26 protein-coding genes are annotated in these 25013 nt (G+C 67.4%); 25 read left to right on the forward strand and 1 reads right to left on the reverse strand.

All coding sequences use genetic code 11. From position 1 onward, the window contains the following. The 24 genes from AC07XB_RS21040 to AC07XB_RS21155 form a co-directional block, all read left to right on the forward strand. Positions 1-96: acyl-CoA dehydrogenase family protein (locus AC07XB_RS21040; RefSeq protein ID WP_492368639.1), on the forward strand; the 96-nt coding region annotated here is incomplete at its 5' end. A gap of 161 nt (positions 97-257) precedes the next feature. Continuing rightward, entirely contained in the window at positions 258-2102 is a 1845-nt protein-coding gene (gene aceK, locus AC07XB_RS21045) for a bifunctional isocitrate dehydrogenase kinase/phosphatase (RefSeq protein ID WP_492812823.1), read from the forward strand. After that, positions 2099-2770: a carbonate dehydratase gene (gene can / locus AC07XB_RS21050; protein WP_416050198.1), complete on the forward strand. Its 672-nt coding sequence runs from the start codon at positions 2099-2101 to the stop codon at positions 2768-2770. The genes aceK and can overlap by 4 nt, the downstream gene beginning before the upstream one ends. 92 nt (positions 2771-2862) lie before the next feature. After that, positions 2863-4059, forward strand: coding sequence for an acetyl-CoA C-acetyltransferase (locus AC07XB_RS21055; RefSeq protein WP_492812825.1), 1197 nt, complete (start codon positions 2863-2865; stop codon positions 4057-4059). Positions 4060-4143: 84 nt separating this feature from the next. Then, entirely contained in the window at positions 4144-4824 is a 681-nt protein-coding gene (locus AC07XB_RS21060; protein ID WP_416050200.1) for an SDR family oxidoreductase, read from the forward strand. Positions 4825-4872: 48 nt separating this feature from the next. After that, positions 4873-6003, forward strand: a complete 1131-nt coding sequence (locus tag AC07XB_RS21065; RefSeq protein ID WP_492832995.1) for an acyl-CoA dehydrogenase family protein — start codon at positions 4873-4875, stop codon at positions 6001-6003. Between the two features lie 97 nt (positions 6004-6100). Next, entirely contained in the window at positions 6101-6805 is a 705-nt protein-coding gene (locus AC07XB_RS21070) for a 2-hydroxychromene-2-carboxylate isomerase (protein WP_492374272.1), read from the forward strand. Next, positions 6802-7491: an HAD family hydrolase gene (locus AC07XB_RS21075; RefSeq protein WP_492812831.1), complete on the forward strand. Its 690-nt coding sequence runs from the start codon at positions 6802-6804 to the stop codon at positions 7489-7491. The genes AC07XB_RS21070 and AC07XB_RS21075 overlap by 4 nt, the downstream gene beginning before the upstream one ends. Continuing rightward, the gene (locus AC07XB_RS21080; RefSeq protein ID WP_174428625.1) at positions 7488-7913 is read left to right on the forward strand and encodes a YchJ family metal-binding protein; all 426 of its coding nucleotides are present in this window, start codon (positions 7488-7490) and stop codon (positions 7911-7913) included. The genes AC07XB_RS21075 and AC07XB_RS21080 overlap by 4 nt, the downstream gene beginning before the upstream one ends. Beyond that, positions 7910-8599: a glutathione S-transferase family protein gene (locus tag AC07XB_RS21085; RefSeq protein WP_492374273.1), complete on the forward strand. Its 690-nt coding sequence runs from the start codon at positions 7910-7912 to the stop codon at positions 8597-8599. The genes AC07XB_RS21080 and AC07XB_RS21085 overlap by 4 nt, the downstream gene beginning before the upstream one ends. A gap of 63 nt (positions 8600-8662) precedes the next feature. After that, positions 8663-9565, forward strand: coding sequence for a dienelactone hydrolase family protein (locus AC07XB_RS21090; RefSeq protein ID WP_492832998.1), 903 nt, complete (start codon positions 8663-8665; stop codon positions 9563-9565). A 273-nt stretch (positions 9566-9838) separates the two neighbouring features. Next, positions 9839-11326 carry an adenosylmethionine--8-amino-7-oxononanoate transaminase gene (gene bioA, locus AC07XB_RS21095; RefSeq protein WP_492374275.1) on the forward strand — a complete coding sequence of 496 codons (1488 nt, stop codon included), beginning with the start codon at positions 9839-9841 and terminating at the stop codon, positions 11324-11326. Then, positions 11316-12533 (forward strand): 8-amino-7-oxononanoate synthase, encoded by a 1218-nt coding sequence (bioF, locus tag AC07XB_RS21100; protein ID WP_416050206.1) that lies wholly within the window; start codon positions 11316-11318, stop codon positions 12531-12533. Before bioA ends, bioF begins: the two co-directional genes overlap by 11 nt. Then, the gene (gene bioD, locus AC07XB_RS21105) at positions 12530-13252 is read left to right on the forward strand and encodes a dethiobiotin synthase (RefSeq protein WP_492374276.1); all 723 of its coding nucleotides are present in this window, start codon (positions 12530-12532) and stop codon (positions 13250-13252) included. The genes bioF and bioD overlap by 4 nt, the downstream gene beginning before the upstream one ends. A 57-nt stretch (positions 13253-13309) precedes the next feature. Then, positions 13310-14356, forward strand: coding sequence for a biotin synthase BioB (gene bioB / locus AC07XB_RS21110; RefSeq protein ID WP_492374277.1), 1047 nt, complete (start codon positions 13310-13312; stop codon positions 14354-14356). A gap of 97 nt (positions 14357-14453) precedes the next feature. Beyond that, positions 14454-16496: an acetyl/propionyl/methylcrotonyl-CoA carboxylase subunit alpha gene (locus tag AC07XB_RS21115; RefSeq protein ID WP_493688088.1), complete on the forward strand. Its 2043-nt coding sequence runs from the start codon at positions 14454-14456 to the stop codon at positions 16494-16496. Between the two features lie 95 nt (positions 16497-16591). Then, positions 16592-17533, forward strand: coding sequence for a 2-hydroxyacid dehydrogenase (locus AC07XB_RS21120; protein WP_492374279.1), 942 nt, complete (start codon positions 16592-16594; stop codon positions 17531-17533). Positions 17534-17652: 119 nt separating this feature from the next. Next, positions 17653-18588 (forward strand): hydroxymethylglutaryl-CoA lyase, encoded by a 936-nt coding sequence (locus AC07XB_RS21125; protein ID WP_183032151.1) that lies wholly within the window; start codon positions 17653-17655, stop codon positions 18586-18588. 25 nt (positions 18589-18613) lie between these two features. Next, complete coding sequence (locus AC07XB_RS21130) at positions 18614-19129, forward strand: YbaK/EbsC family protein (RefSeq protein WP_492830281.1); 516 nt, start codon at positions 18614-18616, stop codon at positions 19127-19129. A gap of 69 nt (positions 19130-19198) precedes the next feature. After that, positions 19199-19447: a DUF1289 domain-containing protein gene (locus AC07XB_RS21135; RefSeq protein ID WP_492830283.1), complete on the forward strand. Its 249-nt coding sequence runs from the start codon at positions 19199-19201 to the stop codon at positions 19445-19447. A 33-nt stretch (positions 19448-19480) separates the two neighbouring features. After that, on the forward strand, positions 19481-20167 hold the full coding sequence (locus AC07XB_RS21140; protein WP_492830285.1) for a 2-hydroxychromene-2-carboxylate isomerase: 687 nt from the start codon (positions 19481-19483) through the stop codon (positions 20165-20167). Between the two features lie 19 nt (positions 20168-20186). After that, positions 20187-21119: an MBL fold metallo-hydrolase gene (locus tag AC07XB_RS21145; RefSeq protein WP_492830287.1), complete on the forward strand. Its 933-nt coding sequence runs from the start codon at positions 20187-20189 to the stop codon at positions 21117-21119. 72 nt (positions 21120-21191) lie between these two features. Then, positions 21192-21788, forward strand: coding sequence for a GatB/YqeY domain-containing protein (locus tag AC07XB_RS21150; RefSeq protein ID WP_492830289.1), 597 nt, complete (start codon positions 21192-21194; stop codon positions 21786-21788). Positions 21789-21959: 171 nt separating this feature from the next. Next, positions 21960-22562 (forward strand): GNAT family N-acetyltransferase, encoded by a 603-nt coding sequence (locus tag AC07XB_RS21155; protein WP_492830291.1) that lies wholly within the window; start codon positions 21960-21962, stop codon positions 22560-22562. Positions 22563-22572: 10 nt separating this feature from the next. Here the strand turns inward: AC07XB_RS21155 and AC07XB_RS21160 are convergent, their stop codons facing one another. Continuing rightward, positions 22573-23310 carry a GntR family transcriptional regulator gene (locus tag AC07XB_RS21160; RefSeq protein WP_492374287.1) on the reverse strand — a complete coding sequence of 246 codons (738 nt, stop codon included), beginning with the start codon at positions 23308-23310 and terminating at the stop codon, positions 22573-22575. 158 nt (positions 23311-23468) lie between these two features. Here AC07XB_RS21160 and AC07XB_RS21165 point away from each other — a divergent pair, with 158 nt between their 5' ends. After that, on the forward strand, positions 23469-24998 hold the full coding sequence (locus tag AC07XB_RS21165; RefSeq protein ID WP_492830293.1) for an SLC13 family permease: 1530 nt from the start codon (positions 23469-23471) through the stop codon (positions 24996-24998). Positions 24999-25013: the final 15 nt, after the last annotated feature.

A 25013-nucleotide genomic window follows, 5' to 3' on the forward strand; every position in this document is an offset into this window, starting at 1 on the left:
CTGTGGCGCGACGCCAAGCTGTACGAGATCGGCGCGGGCACCTCGGAAATCCGCCGCATGCTGATCGGGCGCGAGCTGTTCTCGCAAACCATGTGATGCCGGCGCAGCACGCGGCCGGGCGCGGCGCCGCAAGGCGGCAGCGCCAGCCTAAGTGCCCCACCGCCCACGCCGAATTGACCGAAAGAGCACTCGCCCGGCCGCCGAACCAATTTACAATCTCCGGAAACCACCTCCAGCCTTAGTCACCGGTCTGCGACATGTCCCACTTCCCCAAGCTGCTGTCCTCGCAGATCGCCTACGACGTGGCCCGGACCATGCTGGACGGGTTTGACAAGCATTACCGGCTGTTCCGCGAAGTCAGCCACCTGGCCAAGCTGAAGTTCGAAGCGGCCGACTGGCTCGGCCTGCAGCAACTGCAGCGCGACCGCATCGACTTCTACAACGAGCGGGTGCGCGAAACCAGCGTGATCCTGGAAGACGAATACGACGCGGAAAATATCGAGGACGAGATCTGGCAGCAGATCAAGCTGCACTACATCGGGCTGCTGACCAACCATCACCAGCCGGAACTGGCCGAGACCTTCTTCAACTCGGTGTGCACGCGCATCCTGCACCGTTCGTACTTCAACAACGACTTCATCTTCGTGCGCCCGGCCATCTCGACCGAGTACATCGAGAACGAGGAGTCGCCCACCCGGCCGACCTTTCGCGCCTACTATCCGGGCAGCCGCAAGGGCATGGCGGCGTGCTTCGAACGCATCGTCCATAACTTCCAGCTCGAGCGGCCGTTTGACGATCTCACGCGCGATATCGGCTATGTGGTGCGCGCCGTCACCGAGTATTTCGGTGACTTCCGCATTGCGCCGAATTTCCAGATCCATGTGCTGTCGTCGCTGTTCTTCCGCAACAAGTCGGCGTTCATCATCGGCCGTATCCTGAATGCCGATCGCACCTTCCCGCTGGCGATTCCCATCGTGCACACGCCCGATGGCAAGCTGTCGCTCGATACGGTGCTGCTCAAGAAGGTGCAACTGCTGATCCTGTTCTCCTTCACGCACTCGTACTTCATGGTCGACATGGAGATCCCGTCGGCGTACGTGACCTTCCTGCGCGACATCATGCCGCGCAAGCCGCGCGCGGAGATCTATACCTCGCTGGGCTTGCAGAAGCAGGGCAAGAACCTGTTCTACCGGGACTTCCTGCATCACCTGCAGCATTCGTCGGACAAGTTCATCAGCGCACCCGGCATCAAGGGCCTGGTGATGCTGGTGTTCACGCTGCCGTCGTACCCTTACGTGTTCAAGGTGATCAAGGACTACTACCCGGCGCCGAAGGAGACCACGCGCGAGCTGGTCAAGTCGAAGTACCAGCTGGTCAAGCAGCACGACCGCGTCGGGCGCATGGCCGATACGCTGGAGTACTCCGACGTGGCCTTCCCGCTGTCTCGCTTCGACGATGCGCTGGTGCGCGAGCTGGAGCTGCATGCGCCGTCGATGATCGAATACCAGCGCGGCAAGGATGGTGGCGAGGAAATTGTCGTGCGCCACGTGTATATTGAGCGCCGCATGACGCCGCTGAACATCTGGCTGCAGGAAGGCTCGGATGCGCAGGTCGAGCACGGCATCGTCGAGTACGGCAACGCCATCAAGGAGCTGATCGCTGCCAATATCTTTCCCGGCGACATGCTCTACAAGAACTTCGGCGTGACGCGCCACGGGCGCGTGGTGTTCTACGACTACGACGAGATCGAGTACATGACGGACACCAATGTCCGCCACGTGCCGCAGCCGCGCAACGAGGAGGAGGAACTGTCGGGCGAGGTCTGGTACAGCGTCGGGCGGCACGACATCTTCCCCGAGACCTATCGCACCTTCCTGCTCGGCGACGCGCGCGTGCGTGCTGCCTTCCTGCGGCACCACGAAGATTTTTTCGATCCTGCCATGTGGCAGGCTCACAAGGACCGGCTGCTGGCCGGGCAAATCCATGATTTCTATGCCTATGATGTTTCTGAACGCTTTATCCATCGCTATGCCGCCGGCGGCGGCGACGCCGAAGCGCGCGCGCACGGCAACGATCCCGCACCCGCAAGGAGAGTCGCATGAGTGACGCTATCGCCCAGCTTTTCCGCAACAACCGCGAGTGGGTGGACCGCGTCAATGCGGAAGACCCGAGCTTCTTCATGCGCCTGGCCAACCAGCAGGCGCCCGAGTACCTGTGGATCGGCTGCTCGGATTCGCGCGTGCCGGCCAACCAGATCCTCGGGCTGGCACCGGGCGAGGTGTTCGTCCACCGCAATATCGCCAACGTCATCGCCCATAGCGACCTCAACGCGCTGTCCGTGATCCAGTTCGCGGTGGAAGTGCTCAAGGTGCGCCACATCACCGTGGTGGGCCATTATGGCTGCGGCGGCGTCAAGGTGGCGCTCAAGCGCCAGCGCATCGGCCTGGCCGACAACTGGCTGCGCCATGTGCGCGACGTGGCCGACAAGCACGGCGCCTACCTTGGCACCATCACCCGCGAGGAAGATGCGCATACGCGCCTGTGCGAGCTCAACGTGATCGAGCAGGTCAACAACGTGTGCCAGACCACGGTGCTGCAGGACGCGTGGGACCGCGGGCAGCCGGTCACGGTGCATGGCTGGGTCTACGGCGTGTCCGACGGCCTGCTGCGCGACCTGGGCATGGCCGCCAGCAGCAACGACGAGCTGCACGCACAGCTTGAGGCCGCCTACCGCCAGTTCGGCGATCCGCCGCAAGCGTCGATCCGCTGAACATCGGTCATCAGTCGTCGGCAAGTACAGAGAGATTCCCGGAAGAGCCAACAATCGCCGCCAGCCAGCGCCCCAATCATTGGAGACACACCATGCATGATCCCGTAGTCATCGTATCCGCCGCCCGCACCCCCATGGCGGCTTTCCAGGGCGAGTTCGCCACGCTGACGGCGCCGCAGCTCGGCGCCGCCGCCATCCGCGCGGCGGTCGAACGCGCGGGCCTCGCGCCGGAGCAGATTGAGGAAGTGGTGTTCGGCTGCGTGCTGCCCGCGGGCCTGGGCCAGGCGCCCGCCCGGCAGGCAGCGCTGGGCGCTGGCCTGCCGCTTGGCGTGGCTTGCACCACCGTCAACAAGATGTGCGGCTCCGGCATGCGCGCCGCCATGAATGTGCATGACGCGCTGATCGCGGGCGCGTTCGAGATCGGCATCGCGGGCGGCATGGAGAGCATGACCAATGCGCCGTACCTGGTGCCCAAGGGCCGCGGCGGCTACCGCATCGGCCACGGCATGATCTTCGACCACATGATGCTCGACGGTCTGGAAGACGCCTACATCAAGGACGAAAAAGGCGGTGGCCGCTCGATGGGCACCTTCGGCGAGGACTGCGCGGCCAAGTACGACTTCACCCGCGCGGCGCAGGACGAGTTCGCCATGGAGAGCGTGCGGCGCGCCCAGCAGGCCACCGAGCGTGGCGACTTCCGCTGGGAGATCGCGCCGGTGACGGTGCCGGGGCGTGGTGGCGACACCATCATCGATACCGACGAAGGCCCGCGCCGCATCAAGGTCGACAAGATCCCATCGCTCAAGCCCGCTTTTGCCAAGGACGGCACCATCACCGCCGCCTCGTCGTCATCGATCAACGACGGCGCTGCCGCGCTGGTGATGATGCGCGAATCCACCGCCAAGCGGCTCGGCCTGGAACCGCTGGCCCGCCTGCTCGGCCACACCTCGCATGCGCAGGCGCCCGGCTGGTTCACCACCGCGCCGGTGGAAGCGATGAACAAGCTCTACCGCAAGCTCGGCTGGACTACCGACAGCGTCGACCTGTTCGAGATCAACGAAGCGTTCGCCGTGGTGCCGATGGCCGCCATGCACGACCTTAAGATCCCGCGCGACAAGGTCAACATCCACGGCGGCGCCTGCGCGCTGGGCCACCCGATCGGCGCCTCGGGCGCGCGCATCATGGCTACGCTGATCGGTGCACTGCGCAAGACCGGCGGCAAGCGCGGCGTGGCCAGCCTGTGCATCGGCGGCGGCGAAGCCACCGCGGTGGGGCTGGAGATCGTCTGAACCCGCGGCATCGACCGCAACTGAGCAGCTGCCGCCACCGCGCGGCAGCCAGGCCGCAAACGATATAGAAGAAGGAGTACTGCCTTGCCAACCGCTCTCATCCTTGGTGCCTCGCGTGGCATCGGTCTCGAATTTGTGCGCCAGTACCGTGCCGATGGCTGGCGGGTGCTGGCCGTCGCGCGCAGCGATGACGGCATCAAGGCCATCGAAGCGCTTGGCGCGGAGGCGTTGCGCGCCGACCTGACCGACGCGGGCCAGGTCGCCGGGCTGGGTTGGAAGCTGGACGGCGAGTCCATCGACGTAGCGATCTACAACGCCGGCGTGATCGGCCCGCGCACCGAAGGCGCGCAGCCGGTCACCCGCGAAGACTTCGACAAGGTGATGCACGTCAATGTGCTGGGGCCGATGATGGCGCTGCCGTTGCTGCTGCCGCTGGTCGAGGCCGGGCGTTCGGGCAAGGGTGGCGTGCTGGCGGTGCTGGCTTCGCGCATGGGCAGCATCGGCACCATGGACAGCAACCGCAGCTGGCTCTACCGGGTCAGCAAGGCGGCGGCCAACGCGGCGCTCAAGGCCGCCTCGCTCGACGCGCGCCACGCTACCTGCCTGGCCTTCCACCCGGGCTGGGTGCAGACCGAGATGGGCGGCAAGGAAGCCGACCTCACGCCGCAGCAAAGCGTATCCGGCATGCGCGGCGTGATCGCCGGCGCGACGCGCCAGGATAACGGTGGTTTTCGCAACTACGATGGCAGCGTGATCCCGTGGTGAGCACGGCATTCATGGTTCCCGACTCCGCTACCACCTTGGTGAATTGACATGCTGCTCACGCCAGAACAGGAAATGATCCGCGATGCCGTGCGCCAGTTCGTGCAGCAGGAGATCGCGCCGCACGCCGCCGCGTGGGATCGCGACAAGACCTTCCCGCAGGCGGTGCACCGCGAGCTGGCCGCGCTCGGCGCCTACGGCGTGGCGGTACCCGAGCAATACGGCGGCGCCGGGCTCGACTATCTCTCGCTGGCGCTGATCCTGGAAGAAATCGCTGCCGGCGATGGCGGCACCTCGACTGTCATCAGCGTCAACAACTGCCCGGTGTGCAGCATGTTGATGGCTTTCGCCAGCGAGGCGCAGAAGCAGCGGTGGCTGGTGCCTCTCGCGCGCGGCGAGATGCTCGGCGCTTTCTGCCTGACCGAGCCGCACGTGGGCTCGGATGCCGCCGCGCTACGCACCAGCGCGGTGAGGGATGGCGACGACTACGTGCTCAACGGTGTCAAGCAATTCATCACCAGCGGCAAGAACGCCGACGTGGCCATCGTGCTCGCGGTCACCGACAAGGCGGCGGGCAAGCGCGGCATCAGTGCCTTCCTGGTGCCCACCGCGACGCCCGGCTACATCGTCGCGCGGCTGGAGGAAAAACTCGGCCAGCATTCGTCGGACACCGCGCAGATCCTGTTCGAGGATTGCCGCGTGCCGGCAGCCAATATGCTGGGCGAGGAGGGCGCCGGCTACAAGATGGCGCTGTCCGGCCTGGAAGGCGGACGCATCGGCATCGCCTCGCAAAGCATCGGCATGGCACGCGCGGCGTTCGACGCGGCGCTGGCGTATGCCAAGGAACGCGAGAGCTTCGGCCAGCCGCTGTTCGCGCACCAGGCCGTGCAGTTCCGCCTGGCCGACATGGCGACCAAGATCGAGGTGGCGCGGCAGATGGTGTGGCATGCCGCGTCGCTCAAGGATGCGGGGCGGCCTTGCCTGAAGGAGGCCGCCATGGCCAAGCTGTATGCCAGCGAGATGGCCGAGGAGGTCTGCTCGGCCGCCATCCAGGTCTTTGGGGGCTACGGCTATGTCAGCGATTTCCCGGTCGAGCGCATCTACCGGGATGTGCGCGTCTGCCAGATCTACGAGGGCACCAGCGACATTCAGAAGATACTGATCGCTCGGGCGCTGGCCTGAGGGCGGCTCGCGCGCAGCACGGAACCAACCTGTTGGCGCATCATCGAATCACCGAAGCATTGAACCCAAACGGCCAGACGCCAGGAGCCCCCAGACAATGACTGCTGCCATCGATTTCTACTTCGATTTTTCCTCGCCCTACGGCTACTTCGCCAGCACGCGCATCGACGAGCTGGCGCAGAAGTACGGGCGCATCGTCGCATGGCATCCGATCCTGCTCGGCGTGGTGTTCAAGACCACTGGCAGCTCGCCGCTGCCGCAGGTGCCGCTCAAGGGCGACTATTCCTGGCGCGATTTCGAGCGCACCGCGCGCTTCCACAATATCGAGTACAAGCGTCCGACGCACTTCCCGCTGCCCACCACGCAGGCCGCGCGCGCCGTGCTGTGGCTGCAGAACCATCACGGCGACGATATCGCCACCGCGTTTGCCAAGTCGGTCTATCACGCCCTGTTCGTGGATGACATCAACATCGCCGAGCCGGCCGAACTGGTGAAGCTGGCCGAGCCGCTCGGCATCGACGCGCATGCCATGGATGCCGGCGCGAGCAGCTTCCAGATCAAGGACCAGCTCAAGGCCGAGATCGACGTGGCCATGGCCAAGGGCGTGTTCGGCTCGCCCTTTGTGATCATCGACGGCGAGCCGTTCTGGGGCTTCGACCGCTTCGACCAGATCGAAGCACACCTCAAGAGCAAGCGCCCGATGGCGCTGCGTGCCGTGCCGGGCATGGACAGCAATGCAAGCCATACCGAAAACAGCGCAGATAACAGCACAGATAGCAGCAAGGAAAAGAAACCCGCATGAATGCCAGCATCAAGCCGATCCGCCATCCCCGTTTCGACTGCGTGATTTTCGATTGCGACGGCGTGCTCGTCGACAGCGAGCCCATCGTCAACCGCGTGCTCAACGAGATGCTCAACGAGCTTGGCATCCGCATCTCGATCGAGGAATCCACCAAGTGGTTTCTCGGCCGCGCGGTGCGCGAAGAGCTCGACAACATCGCCAGCCGGCGTGGCGCGCCGCTGCCGGAAAACTGGCTGTCGGAATGGTTCGTGCGTCGCAACGCAGTCCTTGAGGCGCAAGTGCAAGCGGTGCCGCATGTGCGTGAGGCGGTGCGCGCGATCGTCGCGACTGGCTTGCCGGTCTGCGTGGCCTCGGGCGCGGATCGCATCAAGGTCAAGCTGCAACTGACGCGCACCGGCCTGGTGGAGCTGTTCCAGCAGGACGAGCGCGAGCATATCTTCTCGTCGACCGAGGTCGAGCGCAGCAAGCCGGCGCCCGACGTGTACCTGCTGGCGGCGCGCACCATGGATGTGGAGCCGGCGCGCTGCGTGGTGATCGAGGATAGTCCGACGGGCGTGACCGCAGGCGTTGCCGCGGGCATGACGGTGCTCGGCTACGCTGCGCGCAACGCGGCGCAATCGCTGCTGGCAGCCGGCGCAGTCACTACCTTCACCGATATGCGCGAGCTGCCGGGGCTGATCGGATGAAGGCGCGCGCGTCCGGCGCCGGCACTGGCGGCTGCCCATGCGGCGGGGGCGACTACGCCACCTGCTGCGGGCGCTTTCATCGCGGCGAGGCGCTGCCGTTCAACGCAGAGCAATTGATGCGCTCGCGCTATAGCGCCTATGTGCTGGGCGACGTGGACTGGCTGCGCCATACCTGGCATCCATCTACCTGCCCGGACGATCTTGCCGCGGACACGGACACGCGCTGGCTCGGGCTCGCGGTCAAGGCGCATGCGCAGCAGGACGAGACGCATGCCCAGGTGGAGTTCGTGGCGCGCTACAAGGTGGGCGGGCGCGCCTGGCGGCTGCACGAGCGCAGCCGCTTTGTACGCGAGCCGCGCAGCGCCGGCGAGGCGCCGCGCTGGCTTTATGTCGATGGCGAAATGCTGGGGGAGACACCATGACGGAATCGATGGCTGCTGCTGCTGCGCGGGACACGGAGTACCTGCTGTATGGCTTCGCACAATCCGGCAACACCTACAAGGTGGCATTGCTGCTGGAAACCGTCGGCGTGCAGCGTGGCCGCACGCTGTGGACGCCGCGCTTCGTCGACTACTTCAACGGCGAGACGCATGCGCCCGAGTACCGTGCCATCAACGAAATGGGCGAGGCGCCGGTGCTGGAGTTCGATGGACAGCGGTTGTCGCAATCGGGCGCCATCCTGGACCTGCTCGCGCAGCGCCTCGACGCCTACGGCCCTGCCAGCGAGGCCGAACGCTCCGAGGTCTTGCGCTGGCTGCTGTTCGACAACCACAAGTTCACGTCGTACACCGCAACCTACCGCTTCCTGCGCACCTTCACCAAGGCACCGAACCCGGCGGTGCTGCAGTTCCTGAGGCAGCGCTGCGAGGGCGCGTGGAACGTGCTCAACACGCATTTGTCCGGGCGAGCCTACGTGCTGGGCGAGCGCCCGACCATCGCGGATTTCTCGCTGGCCGGCTACGTGTTCTACGACGACGAGATCGGCGTGCACTGGCGCAAGGAGTATCCGCAACTCCACGCCTGGACCGAGCGGTTGCGTGCGCTGCCGGGCTGGCGTCATCCGTACGACCTGCTGCCGGGGCATCCGTTGCCCAAGCGCACGGCCTGAGGCGGCGGGCAGCAGGCAAGCGGCGCTTCGCGCGGCAGGGGCAAACCAAGGAGCAGGCAAATCATGAGGTGGATGCAACGACTGGCCCTGGCCCTGCTGCTGACCCTGCCATTCGCCGGGGCGATGGCGCGGGCGCCATCCGCGAATCAGGCCACGCAGGCACCAGAGGCGATCACCGCCATCATCCCCGGATCGTCTGAGCAGGTCGCCATGGTTCCCAAGCCCGGCGTCATGTTCTCGCTGGAGCTGGAAACCACTATCTTCAAGCCACCCGGCGACGGCCCGTTTCCGCTGGTCGTGATCAATCACGGCAAGGCGCTGGGCAAGCCAGCCTTCCAGTCGCGCGCACGCTACCTCGTGCAGAGCGCGGAATTCGTCAAGCGCGGCTACGTTGTGGCGCTGCCGATGCGCCAGGGCTTTTCCAAATCCGGCGGCGCCTATATCGGCGGCGGCTGCAATGTCGAGAGCAACGGCCTGGTGCAGGCCGAAGACGTGGTGGCCACACTCGAATACATGATCAAGCAGCCCTATGTGGACAAATCGCACATCGTCGTGATCGGCCAGTCGCATGGCGGGCTGACCACCATGGCATTCAGCACCATCGCCTATCCGGGCGTGCTGGGCGTGATCAATTTTGCCGGCGGACTGCGCGATGAATCCTGCAGTCGCTGGGAATTCAACCTGGTGGACGCATTCGGCGACTACGGCAAAAAGGCGCGCTATCCCTCGCTGTGGCTGTACGGCGATGACGACAGCTACTGGCCGCAGCCCCTGCCGGCAAAATTCTTCGAGGCCTATACCGCGCAGGCGCATGGCCCTGCCGCTAACGCCCGCATGGTGGACTACGGCACATTCGCGGGCGACTCCCATACGCTGTTCGGCGCCCGCGCGGGCGTGCCGATCTGGCTGCCGGAGGTCGAGCGGTTCTTCAAGGAGATCGGGCTTTCGTTCGATCCGCAGCCATGATGCGTGATTATTTTCGATAGACGGATGGAATCGCGCGCCGCATCCGGCTGCGCAGGGTGGAGATAGGCGCACGCAAGTGTCGGGATACGAGGCGGTTAGGTACTTCTTCGTGCTTTGTCGTTCAACGTGTCGTCAACGTGTAAATCCGGCGCTGTTTGCCAATTCACCAGGTAGCTCCCTACCATGACTCTCCCCAACCCGCACGCAAGTGCCGCCACGCCAGGCTTCGCCGGCCTGGGCCGGCCAGCGCGCGGTCAACAAAGGAGGGTTTCCTTGGAAGACCAGTCCAATTCCGCGTCCCTGGCGCCGAGCGCGCATCTTGCCCAGCCCACGCTGGGCGAGCGCAGCTTGCGCGCGGTATGGCATCCGTGCACGCCGCTGCGGCCCGATGCCGGCGAGCCGCCGCTCGCCATCGCCCGCGGCGAGGGCCCCTGGCTGCACGACACCGACGGCCAGCGCTATTTCGACGCCACCAGCTCTTGGTGGGTCAATCTGTTTGGCCACGCCAACCCGGACATCAACGCCGCGCTGCGCGAGCAGCTCGATACGCTCGAGCACGTGATGCTGGCCGGCTGCACGCATGCGCCGGCGGTGGAGCTTGCCGAGCGCTTGTCGGCGCTGACCGGCGGCGCGCTCGGTCATGCGTTCTATGCCAGCGACGGCGCGTCCGCCGTGGAGATTGCGCTGAAGATGAGCTTCCACTACTGGCGCAACACCGGCCTGGGCGGCAAGCGCGAATTCGTCTGCCTGCGCCACGGCTACCACGGCGAGACCGTGGGCGCGCTGGCGGTGACCGATGTGGCGATCTTCCGCGATGCCTACGATCCGATGCTGATGAGCTCGCACGTGGTCATGTCGCCGGATGCGCGCCAGGCCGCGCCGGGCGAGAGCGCCGCGCAGGTTGCGCAGCGCGCGCTGGATGCGCTGGAGGCGCTGCTGCAGGCGCGCGGCGGCCAGATTGCAGCGCTCATCATCGAGCCGCTGGTGCAGTGCGCCGCAGGCATGGCCATGCATGATCCGCTCTACCTGGAAGGCGTGCGCGCGCTGTGCGACCGCTACCGCGTGCATTTGATCGCCGACGAGATTGCGGTGGGGTGCGGGCGTACCGGCACCTTTTTCGCGTGGGAGCAGGCACGCGGCGCGGCCGAGCCCGGCGCACCGCTGCCGGCGCACCTGTGGCCGGATTTCCTGTGCTTGTCCAAAGGCATCAGCGGCGGCTACCTGCCGCTCTCGCTGGTGCTGTCGCGCAGCGCGATCCAGCAGGCCTTCGTGGCCGAGGCGCGCGACCCGGACCGCGCCCGCAGCTTCCTGCACTCGCATTCCTATACCGGCAACCCGCTGGCCTGCCGCGCCGCGCTGGCCACGCTCGACCTGTTCGCCAAGCAAGACGTGGTGGCGCAGAACCGCCAGCGCGCGCAGTGGCTCACGCAGGCCATGGCAGGGCTGGCGGCGGATGCCCGGCTGCATCACGTACGCCAGCGCGGCCTGATCTGGGCCGCCGATGTGCGCGAAGAATACGCGGCCGACGCGGGCGAGTTCGCCGCGCGCTTCCATCATGCCGCGCGCAAGCACGGCGTGCTGATCCGGCCGATCGGCCGCACGCTTTACATCATGCCCCCGTACGTGTTCGACGCGGCGCTTGCGCAATGGCTGGCAGGCCAGCTGCAAGCCACGCTCGACACGGTACTCGCCGGCATGGACCAGAACAACAGCGCTGGCAACGGTACCGGCGCACCCACGGAGATACGCGATGCTGCTTGAGCACTTGACCCTGGCCGCCGCCGAGCGCGACGAAAAGGCACTGACGCGGCGCCGCCGCACCGCGTACTCCGCCTGTGCGCCGCAGCAAGCCGTGAGCGATGCCTGCGGCGGCGAGATGCACTCGTTGCTGACGTTCTGCAGCAACGACTACCTGGGCCTGGCCAACCATCCCGCGCTGATCGCGGCCATGGCCGAGGGCGCGCGCCAGTTCGGCGCGGGCAGCGGGGCCTCCCACCTGGTGAGCGGCCATTCGCTGGCCCACCACCGGCTCGAAGGGGAACTGGCGGCGTGGTTCGCGCCGAACATTCCGCACGCGGCCGCGCTCTACTTCAGCACCGGCTATATGGCCAACATGGCGGTGCTGACCGCGCTAGGCAGCGCCGATGCCACGCTCTTCTGCGAAGCGCTCAACCATGCCTCGCTGATCGACGGCGCGCGCCTGGCGCGGGCCGAGGTCCGCCGCTACGCGCATCGCAACGTGGCCGAGCTCGAAGGCTTGCTGGCCGCCAGCACCAGCCCGCTCAAGCTGATCGTCACCGACAGCGTGTTCAGCATGGACGGCGACTTTGCGCCGCTGGCCGAGCTGCTGACGCTGGCCGAGCGGCACGATGCCTGGATCATCCTGGATGACGCACATGGCTTCGGCGTGCTGGGCGAGCAAGGCCACGGCGTGCTGGAGCACCTCGCGCTGACGTCGCCGCGCTTTATCTATATCGGCACGCTGGGCAAGGCCGCCGGCGTGGCGGGCGCGTTCGTGGCCGCGCACGAGACCATCATCGATCATCTCGTCAACACCGCGCGGCAGTACATCTACACCACGGCCTCGCCGCCGGCGGTGGCGCACGCCCTGTCCGCCAGCCTGGCGTTGATCGCCGGCGACGAAGGGCGGCAACGCCGCGCGCAGCTGGATAAGCTGATCCATACGCTGCGCAGCGGCCTGGCCGGCCTGACGCGGGCGGCTGGCTGGCGCCTGGGTGAGAGCTCGACGGCGATCCAGCCGGTGATCGTGGGCGACAACGTGGCGGCGCTGGCACTGTCCGCGGCGCTGGAGGCCGACGGCATCCGCGTCGGCGCGATCCGCCCGCCCACCGTGCCCGTTGGTACCGCGCGCCTGCGCATCACGCTGTCGGCCTCGCATACCGTGGCCGATGTCGAGCGCCTGCTGGCCAGCCTGGCCAGCGTGGTGCCGCGCAAGGAGGCGTCATGATCGCCTGCTTTGTCACGGGTACCGACACCGGCATCGGCAAGACGCACGCTAGCGCCACCTTGCTGCACGCGCTGCGCGCCGCCGGCCACCTGGCCGTTGGCATGAAGCCAGTGGCCAGCGGCAGCGAATGGCGCAACGACCATTGGCACAACGATGACGTGGCGCAACTGCGCGCCGCCAGCGCGGTGACCGTTGCGCAGGCGCAGACGTGCCCGTTTTTGCTGCGCACGCCGGCTTCGCCGCACCTGGCCGCCGCCATCGAGGGCACGCGCATCACGCGCGAGCCGATCCGCGCCGCGTTTGCCGCGCTGCAGGCGCGGGCCGGCGCGGTGGTGGTGGAGGGCGTCGGTGGCTTTTGCGTGCCACTGGACGGCGCGCCGCGCGACCAAGGCGGCTGGGACACGGCCGACCTTGCCGTGATGCTCGGCCTGCCGGTGGTGCTGGTGGTCGGCATCCGCCTGGGCTGCATCAGCCATGCGCTGCTTACCGCCGAAGCCGTGCGCGCGCGCGGCTTGCACCTGGCCGGCTGGATCGCCAACCGCATCGATCCCGGCATGCAGCTCGCCGACGAGAACATCGACACGCTGCGCACGGCGCTAGGCGCGCCCTGGCTCGGCACGCTGCCGTGGCAGGTCGCGCCGGCCGAAGCCGCCAGCCAGCTCGCGCTGGCGCCGCTGCTTGCCGCTTGCCATGCCGCAGGCGATGGTGTCGCCGCCTGAGCGCGCACCGGACCAAGACTGAAAACACTGAACGAATTACCGGAACAGATCGCAAACATGACCGCAACCACCCACGCCGGCGAAACCGTCGCCACCATTTCCGCCGACACCCTGCGCCAGACCGCCCGCCGCTTTACCGAGCCCGCGCCCGCCACCAAGCCGGGCGACTGGACCGTCGCCGAGGTCGCCGCGCTGTACGCGCTGCCGTTCAACGATCTGCTGTTCCGCGCCCAGCAGGTGCACCGCGAGCATTTCGATGCCAACGCCGTGCAGCTCTCGACGCTGCTGTCGATCAAGACCGGCGGCTGCGAAGAGGATTGCGGCTATTGCCCGCAGAGCGCGCACCACGATGCCGGCGTCACCGCGGGCAAGCTGATGGCGCTCGACGAAGTGCTGGAAGCCGCGCGCGCCGCCAAGGCCAGCGGCGCTGGCCGCTTCTGCATGGGCGCCGCCTGGCGCAGCCCGAAGGAGCGCCACCTTGAGCCGGTCATCGAGATGGTGAAAGAGGTCAAGGCCATGGGCCTGGAGACCTGCGTCACGCTAGGCATGCTGGAAGCCGAGCAGGCGCAGCGCCTGAAGGACGCGGGACTGGACTACTACAACCACAACCTCGATACCTCGCCCGAGTTCTACGGCGAGATCATCGGCACGCGCACCTACCAGGACCGCCTGGACACCATCGGCCATGTGCGCGAGGCCGGTATCAACGTGTGCTGCGGCGGCATCGTCGGCATGGGCGAATCGCGCGAGGCGCGCGCCGGGCTGATCGCGCAGCTCGCCAACCTCGACCCGTATCCCGAGTCGGTGCCCATCAACAACCTGGTGGCGGTCAAGGGCACGCCGCTGGCCGACACCGCGCCGATCGACCCGTTCGAGTTCGTGCGCACCATCGCGGTGGCGCGCATCACCATGCCCAGCGCCATGGTGCGCCTGTCCGCCGGCCGCGAGACCATGGACGACGCGCTGCAGGCCCTGTGCTTCATGGCCGGCGCCAATTCCATCTTCTACGGCGACCGCCTGCTGACCACCGCCAACCCCCAGGCCGATCGCGATCGCGCGCTGCTGGCACGGCTGGATATCCGCACCGAGGGCTACGCAGGGTAAGCTGGCGGCAATGGCGGCGGCCAAGGGCCCATGGTCAATGGCCGCCGTCCCCGCAACCACACTGGCTGCGGGCAGAGGTTCATCAGGGGAGGGCGCCATGTTCAACAAGATCCTGATCGCCAATCGCGGCGAAATCGCCTGCCGCGTGGCAGCCACCTGCCGCCGCCTCGGCATCCGCACGGTAGCCGTCTACTCCGACGCCGACGCCAACGCGCGCCACGTGGCGCTGTGCGACGAGGCCGTGCATATCGGCGGCGCGGCAGCGCGCGACAGCTACCTGCGCGGCGACCACATCATCGAGATGGCCAAGGCCACCGGCGCGCAGGCCATCCATCCGGGCTACGGTTTCCTCTCCGAGAACGACGGCTTCGCAGAAGCTTGCGCCGAAGCCGGCCTCGTCTTTATCGGCCCGCCGGCATCCAGCATCCGCGCCATGGGCAGCAAGAGCGCGGCCAAGCGCCTGATGGAGGCGGCCGCGGTGCCGCTCGTGCCCGGCTACCACGGCGAGGATCAGGATGCCGCCCTGCTGCGCCGCGAGGCCGACCGCATCGGCTACCCCGTGCTGCTCAAGGCCAGCGCCGGCGGCGGCGGCAAGGGCATGCGCGTGGTGGAAGCCAGCGACGGCTTCGAAGCCGCGCTGGCGTCCGTGCAGCGCGAGGCCAGCGCCAGCTTCGGCGACGACCGCGTGCTGGTCGAGAAATACCTGACCCGCCCCCGCCATATCGAGATCCAGGTCTTTGCCGACACGCACGGCAACTGCGTCTACCTGTTCGAGCGCGACTGCTCGGTGCAGCGCCGCCACCAGAAGGTGCTGGAAGAAGCGCCGGCCCCTGGCATGAGCGAGGAACGCCGGCGCGCGATGGGCGAAGCCGCCGTTGCCGCCGCGCAGGCGGTAGGCTACGTCGGCGCTGGCACGGTGGAATTCATCGCCAACCAAGACGGCTCGTTCTACTTCATGGAGATGAACACCCGCCTGCAGGTGGAGCACCCGGTCACCGAGATGATCACCGGGCAAGACCTGGTGGAATGGCAGCTGCGCGTGGCCGCGGGCGAGCCGCTGCCGCTCAGGCAAGATCAGCTTCAAATCCACGGCCATGCACTGGAAGCCCGCGTCTACGCCGAAAACCCCGACAAGGGCTTCCTGCCCTCCACCGGCACGCTGCGCTACCTGCGCACACCGGCAGCGGTCACGTTCGCGCTGGGCCGGGACGGCAACGGCCCGGCTGGCGTGCGCATCGACTCCGGCGTGCGCGAGGGCGACACCATCAGCCCGTACTACGACCCCATGATCGCCAAGCTGATCGTGTGGGGCCGCGACCGCGAGGAGGCATTGGCGCGCATGGCGCAGGCGCTGGCCGAATACCGTGTGGTGGGCCTGTCCACCAATGTGGCTTTCCTGCGGCGGCTGGTGACCTCGCAGGCGTTCCGCACGGCGGACCTCGACACCGGCCTGATCGAGCGCAACCAGGCGGCACTGTTTCCGCCGGCCGCGCCCGTGGGCATGGAAGTGATTGCGCTGGCGGTGGCGGCGCTGCTGGATGCGCAAGCCCGCGCGCGCCGCGTGGACCCGACCGACGCGCACTCACCCTGGCAGCATGCCGGCGCATGGCGGTTGAATGGCGGGGAGCGGCGCGCCCTGCGTTTCTCGGTGGGTGGCCCGGCGGGCAGCCACATCGCCGATGTGACGCTCGCCACCGATGCGCGCGGCAGCACGCTGTTCTTCGCCGACCAGGCCGCGCCGTTCCGGGCGCAGTGCGCGGCGGACGATATTCGTGTCGATCTCGGCACGCGGCGCGCCCGTGGGCAGGTCCACGCGGAAGGTGATACCTTCCATGTATTCAGCGGCCACCGCCATGTGGCCCTCACCTGGATCGACCCGCTCGCGCATGCTGCCGAAGGCGAAGGCGAAGGCGAGGGCGGCAAGCTCACCGCGCCCATGCCCGGCAAGGTCATCGCGGTCATGGTCCAGGCCGGCAGCCGGGTCGCGCGCGGCGCGCCGTTGCTGGTGATGGAGGCCATGAAGATGGAGCACACCATCAGTGCGCCGGCCGACGGCGTGGTGGGCGAGGTGCTGTATGGCGTGGGCGAGCAGGTCGGCGAAGGCGCGCAATTGCTGTCCTTCGATGCCGGCAACGGCTGAGCCGCCCCTTCAGGCGGCGCCCGCTGCAAGAAAACCGCAGGCCGCGCCTATCCTCTGCGAAAATAGAAGAGAAAGAAGACCAGAGTGGAGATGAGATGAAGTTGCAGTTGTATGTACCGGACGGCCGTTACCAGCCCTGGATCGACGGCTTTGCCGAGGCCCTGCCCGAAGCGCAATGCCTGACCTGGGAAGACAGCAAGAACGAGCAGGTCGACTACGCCGTGGTGTGGCGCCCGCCGCTCGAGATGCTGCGCGGGCGTACCGACCTGAAAGCCGTGTTCAACCTGGGCGCCGGCGTGGACGGCATCCTGAGCCTGCGCGACACCGACCCGGACGCGCTGCCGGCCGGCGTGCCCATCGTGCGCCTGGACGATGCCGGCATGGCAGCGCAGATGATCGATTACGTGACACACGCGGTACTGCGCTATTTCCGCCGCCTGGACGAGTACGCGCTGGCCCAGCAGGCCGGCACCTGGCGCTTTCTCAAGCCGCATCGCCGCGCCGATTTCACCGTGGGCGTGATGGGCGTGGGCACGCTCGGCGCGCAGATCGCGCAGGCGCTGGCCGGCTTCGGCTTCCCGGTGCGCGGCTGGAGCCGCACGGCGCGCGATATCGAAGGGGTGCAGGGCTTTGCCGGCGAGGCTGGCCAGGCGCCGTTCCTGGACGGCCTGCGCGTGCTGGTCAACGTGCTGCCGCTCACGCCGGAAACCGAGAACATCCTGGATGCCGGCCTGCTGGGCAAGCTCGCCAAGGGGGCCTACCTGGTCAACGTGGCGCGCGGCCCGCACCTGGTCGAGCAAGACCTGCTGGCCGCCGTGCAGTCGGGACAGATTGCCGGCGCCACGCTCGACGTGTTCCGCACCGAGCCGCTGCCCGCCGAGCATCCGTTCTGGGCCGAGCCACGCATCACCATCACGCCGCATATCGCGGCACTGACGCTGCGCGAAGACAGCGTCGCCCAGATCGCGGCCAAGATCCGCGCGCTGGGCGCGGGCCAGCCGATCGCCGGCGTGGTCGACCTGCAACGCGGCTATTGAGCAAGCCGGGCGCCGGGGCGGAGCATTTCCGCCGCGAGCCCGAGCCCAATGTCCGCACATTAGTTGAATGGCGCGCGCGGCAAGACGCGCGTGCCGCTACCAGACAGCGAGGAGACATCATGACCCTGCCCCACTATGTAAAAGTCGTAGAAGTCGGCCCGCGCGACGGCCTGCAAAACGAGAAGGCCATGGTGCCGACCGAGGTCAAGGTCGACCTGATCAACCGCCTCAGCGACGCCGGCTTCGTCAATATCGAAGCCGCTTCCTTCGTCTCGCCCAAATGGGTGCCGCAGATGGCCGATGGCGCCGACGTGATGGCGCGCATCCAGCGCCGGCCGGGCACGCTGTACTCCGTGCTCACGCCCAATATGAAGGGCTTCGAAGGCGCGGTGGCCGCGTCCGCGGACGAGGTCGTGATCTTCGGCGCCGCCAGCGAGGCGTTCTCGCAAAAGAACATCAACTGCTCCATCGCCGAATCCATCGAGCGCTTTGCGCCAGTCGCCGCCGCTGCCAAGGAGAAAGGCCTGCGCCTGCGCGCCAGCATTTCCTGCGCGCTGGGCTGCCCCTACCAGGGCGAGGTGCCGGTGCACGCGGTGGTGGACGTGGTGCGCCGCATGCGCGATCTCGGCTGCGACGAGATCGACATCGCCGACACCATCGGCGTGGGTACGCCGGGCCGGGTGCAGGAGGTGATGCACGCGGTGGCCGCCGAATTCCCCATCGACCGGCTCTCCGGCCATTTCCACGATACCTACGGCCAGGCGCTGTCCAATATCCTGGCCAGCCTGCAGGTCGGCATCTCGATCTTCCACGCCTCGGTGGCAGGCCTCGGCGGCTGTCCTTACGCCAAGGGCGCCACCGGCAACGTGGCCACCGAAGACGTGCTGTACATGCTGCACGGCATGGGCATCCACACCGGCGTGGACCTGGAGCAGGTGGTGCGCGCGGGCGACTTCATCTCGCAGTCGATCGGCCGCGCCAACAGCTCGCGCGTGGGACGCGCGCTGCTGACCAAGTGGGGCGCCGCCGCGGACGCCGCGCCTGCCTGCGTATAAGGCCTTTCATCCGAACCCTATCGACATGAACTCTCCCGACACCGCCAACGACACCGCCGCGCTGCCCGAAGCGGCGCAGCGCGTGGCCGGCCTGCTGGCCGGCCTTGGCCACGACAAGCCCGTGGTCATGCTGCCCGCCACCGGCAAGACCTCGGCCGAGGCAGCGGCCGGCCTCGGCTGTTCGGTGGCCGAGATCGCCAAGTCCATCATCTTTCGCCGCGTCGCCGACGATGCGCCGGTGCTGGTGATCGCCAGCGGCAGCAACCGCGTCGACGAAGCCAAGGTCGCCGCCGTGGTGGGCGCGCTCGGCAAGGCCGATGCCAGGTTCGTGCGCGAGAAAACCGGCTACGCCATTGGCGGCGTCTGCCCGATCGGCCACGCGGTGGCGCCCGTCATGCTGCTCGACAGCGACCTGTTCCGCTACGACAGCCTGTGGGCCGCCGCCGGCCATCCGCACGCCGTGTTCAACCTCACGCCCCAGGAGCTGCAGCGCATGACCGGGGCCGAGGTGGCCGACGTGGCGCAGCGCCAGTCCGCATGAAGCCGCTGCTTGTACGCGTCGTGCGCGTCAGAGGCGTCATGCGCGGCATCCCGGGCGAGGGCTGAGGCGATGTCGCAAGCCACCCGCCTCGCCGCCGAGCTCACGCGCGGCGCGCAAGCCGCCCAGCGCGCGCAGCCCGTGCCGTCGCCGTGCCGCAACGTGTGCCGCATGGACGCCGCGAGCGGCTATTGCGAAGGCTGCCTGCGCACCATCGAGGAGATCGCCGCATGGTCCGGCAGCGACGAGGCCGAGCGGCGCAGGATCTGGCTGCTGCTGCCGCAGCGCGCCGCGGCGTTGGCCGCAAGGGCGGCGCCATGATGCATCCCACCCGCAACGTAGCGTGACCCGGCCATGACAACCGCCATCGACTGGTACTTCGACCCGATCTCGCCGTTCGCCTACCTGGCGTTCGAGCGCTTGCCCCGGGCCTTGCCAGCCGATGTTTCGGTGCGCTACGTGCCGCTGCTGTTTGCGGGGCTGCTGCGCCATTGGGGCAACGTCGGCCCGGCCGAGATTGCGCCCAAGCGCCGCTTTACCTTCGAGCACGTTGCCTGGATCGCGCACCGCGACGGCACGCCGCTCGCCATGCCCGCCGTGCACCCGTTCAATCCGCTGCCCTTGCTGCGCTTGGCGGTCGCGCTGGAGCTCGAAGGCCGGCTCTCGCACGCCACGCTGGCACCGGTTTTCCGCTTCGTCTGGCAGCAAGGCCACGTGCCCCAGCAGCAGGCCGAGTTCGACGCGCTATGCGGTGCGCTGGGCGTACCTACCGCAGCGCTGGCGCAAGATGCGGTCAAGGCGCGCCTGCGGGAAAACGGGGACGAAGCGCTGGCGCGCGGCGTGTTCGGCGTACCTACCGCTGCGCTGCAAGGGGATACCGAGGGGCAGTTGTTCTGGGGCCTGGATGCGCTCGACATGCTCACCGCGCGGCTTGCCCAGGATCCTTTCTTTGCCTCGGGCGCATTCCGTGCCGCCGCCGCATTGCCGGTTGGCGCGGGGCGAGCCGATGCACCGCCACCTCCCACGCCGCGCGCTGACTAGCTGATTTGCCGACACCCCAATGCCAACCACTTTCACGCCTCCAAACCTGCCCGGCACCATGCGCGTTTTCGAGCGCGGCTGGCTATCCGCCAACAACATCCTGTTTGTCGATGGCGATGACACCGCGCTGGTCGATTCCGGCTACGTCACGCATGCGCCACAGACGCTGGCGCTGGTCGAGGCCGGCCTTGGCGGGCGGGCGCTGCGGCGCCTGGTGAACACGCACCTGCACTCCGACCACTGCGGCGGCAACGCCACGCTGCAGCGCCGCTGGCAACCGCGCACGCTGATCCCCGCCGCGGAGGCCGGGGCGGTGCGCGCGTGGGACGTGGATGCCCTTAGCTACCGCGCCACCGGCCAGCAGTGCGACCGCTTCACTTTCGATGACGTGGTGCAGGACGGCGACACCTTGCGCCTGGGCGGGCTCGACTGGCAGGTGGTAGGCGCGCCCGGCCATGATCCCCATGCCGTGATGCTGTTCGCGCCTCAGGAGGGCATCCTGATCTCGGGCGATGCCCTGTGGGAAAACGGCTTTGGCGTGATCTTCCCGGAACTCGACGGTGAGAGCGGCTTCGCCGAGCAGGCGGCCGTGCTGGCGCGCATCGCCACGCTGGATGTGCGCGTGGTGATTCCCGGCCACGGGCGGCCCTTCACCAACGTGGCGGCCGCGCTTGAGGTTGCTGTTGGGCGGCTGGCTTACCTCAGCGCCGATGCCGGGCGCAACGCCACGCATGCCATCAAGGTGCTGGTGAAGTTCAAGCTGCTGGAGCAGCAGCGCATGCGGCGCGACGCGCTGCTGGCGTGGATGGCGCAGGCGCCGCTGATGCAGCGCATCCATGCGCGCTTCATGCCCGCGCAGGACTTGTCGGCCATCCTTGAGCGGATCCTGGCGTCGCTGGCCGCCGCCGGCGCGCTGGCGCTGGAAGGCGGCGAGGTGTACAACCGGGATTGAGCGGTAACACCGGTAACGCGGGCGCCACCATGCCCTGGCGCCAGTCCCTGACCCTTTGCGAGGAAACCGTCGATGCCTGCCTTTCCCGTCGCACTGCTTCACCCCCTGGTCGCGCATCTCTCTCCTTCCACGATCCACGCGCATGGCGCAGACCTCGAGATCGAGCTGGCGCCGTTTGTGCTCGGTGGTGAGCCGGTGCGTACGGCGATCCGGCTCGACGGCATGAACCTGCCTACCTACAGCCTGGAACAACTGGCCGGCAGGCGCCTCGTGTTCCCGCTCAACCCGGAGCCCGGCTATATCGACGGCTCGCTCTACTTCGACGGCCGCCACCACGCGGTCGACATCCGCGAGTTGTGCTTCGGCAAGCTCGACCCGCACGGCTTGCCGGTGAGGATCGAGGGCCGCATTCATTTCGACGACGGCGCCCGCTTCGACGACACGGCACTGAGCCTGGCCGCCCGCATCGCCCGTCCGCTGTCCGACGCGGAGATCGACGCGCTGATCGACCGCGCCGCCGCCGAGGCCGGCGTGGTCTCGATCCAGCAGTCCGGCAAGGTGATGGCCGCGCTGAGCCGCCACCCGAGCCTGCGCCATGCCGACATGGCGCTGCTGCATGCGCGCGTGCAGGCCAGGCTGCTGATTGGCGAGGCCATGAGGCTGAGATGAGGCTGAGAGACGAGGCCGACAGATGAAGCGGGCGTGCGCGCCTGCGGCCGAAAAGCGGGTCATTTGCCGCGATCTCCCGGACCGCTACACAGAGATGCAGACTGAGCTGGTTACGTTGCTAGAAGGCCGCGCCGGCAAGTTCCCGCGCTGACCGAGTCCCAAGGATGCACCATGCAAGCCCTTCACGGCCAAGGCTTCCTCCTTCGCCCCTTCCGCTATCCCGACGTGCCCCAGTTCGTGGCGGCCGTGCACGAATCGCTCGAGACCGTGGGCAAATGGCTGCCGTGGTGCCACGCGGGCTATAGCGTGCGCGATGCCGAGAACTGGGTCGACCTGTGCACGGAGAGCATGGCCATCGGCGAGGCCTACGACATCGGCGTATTCGCCCCCGATGGCAGGGAGCTGTATGGCGGCGTCTCCATCAACCAGATCAACCGCGACTATAACTTCGGCAACCTCGGCTACTGGATCCGCCAGAGCCGGCAGCGGCAGGGACTGGGCGCGCGCGCGGCAGAGCTGATGGCGTGCTATGCCTTTCACCGCCTCGGGCTGACGCGCCTGGAAGTGGTCGCCGCCGAGCACAACATGGTCAGCCGCGCCGTCGCGCAGAAGATAGGCGCGCAGTTCGAATGCATCGCCCGCAACCGGCTGGTGCTGCACGGCGTGCCGTGCTCGGCGGCGATGTACTCGCTGGTGCCGCCGTGGTACGGCAATGCCGGCCCGTCCAGGGACAAGGACAAGGGCAAGGATCAAGACAAGGGGGAGGCGAGATGAAAGGAGCCACTCACGCCGGCACCCGCACGCCGCCCGCGCTATTGAGCGCGAACTCATACCGCTCCGACCGTATGGAAAACAGCGTGTGCTCGCAAACCGTGCCATCCGCTGTGAACGATGTGCGTTCCAGTTCCAGCAGCGGATGCGTGCGCGAGGTCTGCAGCACGGCCGCCAGGTGCTGGCCGGCCGAGCGCGCGCGGATGACGAGGTCGGCCCGGTCGACCGGCATGCCCAGCAACTGGCCGATCAAGGTGTAGGACGGATTGCGCTCGGCATCTTCCCAGCCGGGCGTGGCATCGCAGGCAATGTGGGTCTCGGCGAGCGCAATCGGCTCGCCATCGAGACGATGCAGGCGCTGCAAGGCGATGCAGTGGCCGAGCGCGGCGGGAAAGATACCGCGTAGCCGGGCCGGCACGGCGATCCGCTCCAGCGCGACCAGTTGCATCTCTGGCGCGTGTCCCTGCAGCACCAGCGAATCGTAGAAGCCGCGCAGCGTATCCAGGCCATGGCGCAGCCGCTTGTCGACCACGAAGGTGCCTTTGCCTTGCTTGCGCTCGACCAGGCCAGCATCAACCAGCCGCGTGATCGCGAGGCGCACCGTGACCCGGCTCACCCCGAAGCGCTCGCCCAGTTCGGCCTCGGAAGGTAGCTTTCCGGACGGGTCGAAGCGCCGCTTCTGGATTTCTTCGCGCAACAAATCTGCGATCTGCTCGTACAGTGAAATGGCGTTCTCACGCGCAACACTCATGTAAAACCCTGTTGTATCAAAGGCTTGTGAAAAACAGCATAACAATATGCCAATGCCTTCGTTGGACATCTTGTATTAAAACGTATTATTTCCTTCCAAGGCCGGACTGACCAGTGCGGCGTCTTACGTGCGTATCGGGAAACCGCCAAGGAGCCGCAGTGAACTCTCCCCTCAACCCGTCATCGGCGCATTCGCGCGCCGGTTGGCAAGCATACCTGCACAAGCCGCCGGCCTGGTTCCGGCCGGGTCCATTGCGCAAAGCGCAGCTGGGCTTCGTGGCCGCGTGGATCGCCTTTTTCGCCATCCTGTTCGTGCTCCCGCAGCCGGAGGGCTTGCCGCCCGCGGGCCGCGCCACGCTGGCGGTGGTGGCCTGGGCGAGCCTGGTCTGGATGAGCGAGGCCGTGCCGGTCGGCGTGAGCGGCATGCTGATCCCCGCCTTGCTGGTGCTGGCGCATGCGGTGACGCCGTTCTCCAAGGCGGCCAGCGGCTTTGCCACGCCCGTGGTGTTCCTGTGCCTGGCAGCGTTCATCTTCTCGGCCATCATGCAGGCGGCCGGGCTGGACCGGCGGATCGCCTTGTTCCTGCTCGACAAGCTGAAGACGCGTACCGCCAATGGCGTGATCTGGGTGATGTTCGTGGTCAACTTCGTGCTGGGCTTTCTCGTGCCGGCGGCCAATGCGCGCGCGGCTACGTTGCTGCCGGTCGTCAACGGCATCGTGGGCCTGTTTGGCGACTCGCCGCGTGAGCGCAGCGCGAAGAAGGCCATCGTGATTCAGTCGCTGGTGTATGGCTCGATGATCAGCGGGATGTGCATTCTCACCGCGCACCTGCCCAATATGGTGATCGCCGGCCTGCTGCAGAAGAACCTTGGCCTGCACATCTCCTATCTCGACTGGTTCAAGCTGCAATGGCCGTACCTGGGCATGTTCGTGCTGACCCAGTTGTGGGTGCAGTTCTACTTCAAGTCGCGCGCGGTCCGGCTGCCTGGCGGCCAGGCGGCGATTGCCGCCGAGCGTGCCGCGTTGGCGCCGGCAGGTGTGCAATCCAAATCGATCCTGGCGGTGTTTGCCGTGGTGGCCGTGCTGTGGGCGACCGAGTCGTGGCATGGCCTGCCTTCCGAGATCGTGGCCTTGCTCGGGCTGGCGGCGCTGTTCGTGCCCGGGGTGACGGGACTGGGCTGGAGGGACATCCAGGCACGCACGATCTGGGGCACGTTCTTCCTGCTGGCCGGCGCGCTGAGCCTGTCCTCCGCGATTGGCGAGACCGGCCTGGCGCCGTGGGTGGCCGACTGGCTGTACCGCTTCGCGGCGGGCCATCCGTGGTGGCTGGCGTTGCTGATCGTCATGCTCGGCACGCACGTGGCGCGCCTGGCCATGCTGTCCAACGTGGCCGCCGTGACGATGATCGCGCCGATCATGCTGGCGCTGGCACCCAAGCTCGGGCTGCATCCCGCCGCGTTCACCTTGCTGGTGTGCGACAGCGACAGCTTTGCCTACATCTTGCCCACGCAGATCACCGCGGCCGTGGTGGCCTATAGCAGCGGCACCTTCACCACGGCGGACTATGCCCGCGTGGGCGTGGTGTCGGTGCTGATCGGCATTGCCTACGGCCTGCTGGTCATGGCGCCCTGGTATGCCTACCTGGGCATCCCGGTGTGGGATGCCAGCGCGCCGTGGCCATTTCATTGACATCGGAGTTCCCCC

Source organism: Cupriavidus sp. GW821-FHT02F09 (assembly GCF_059421605.1).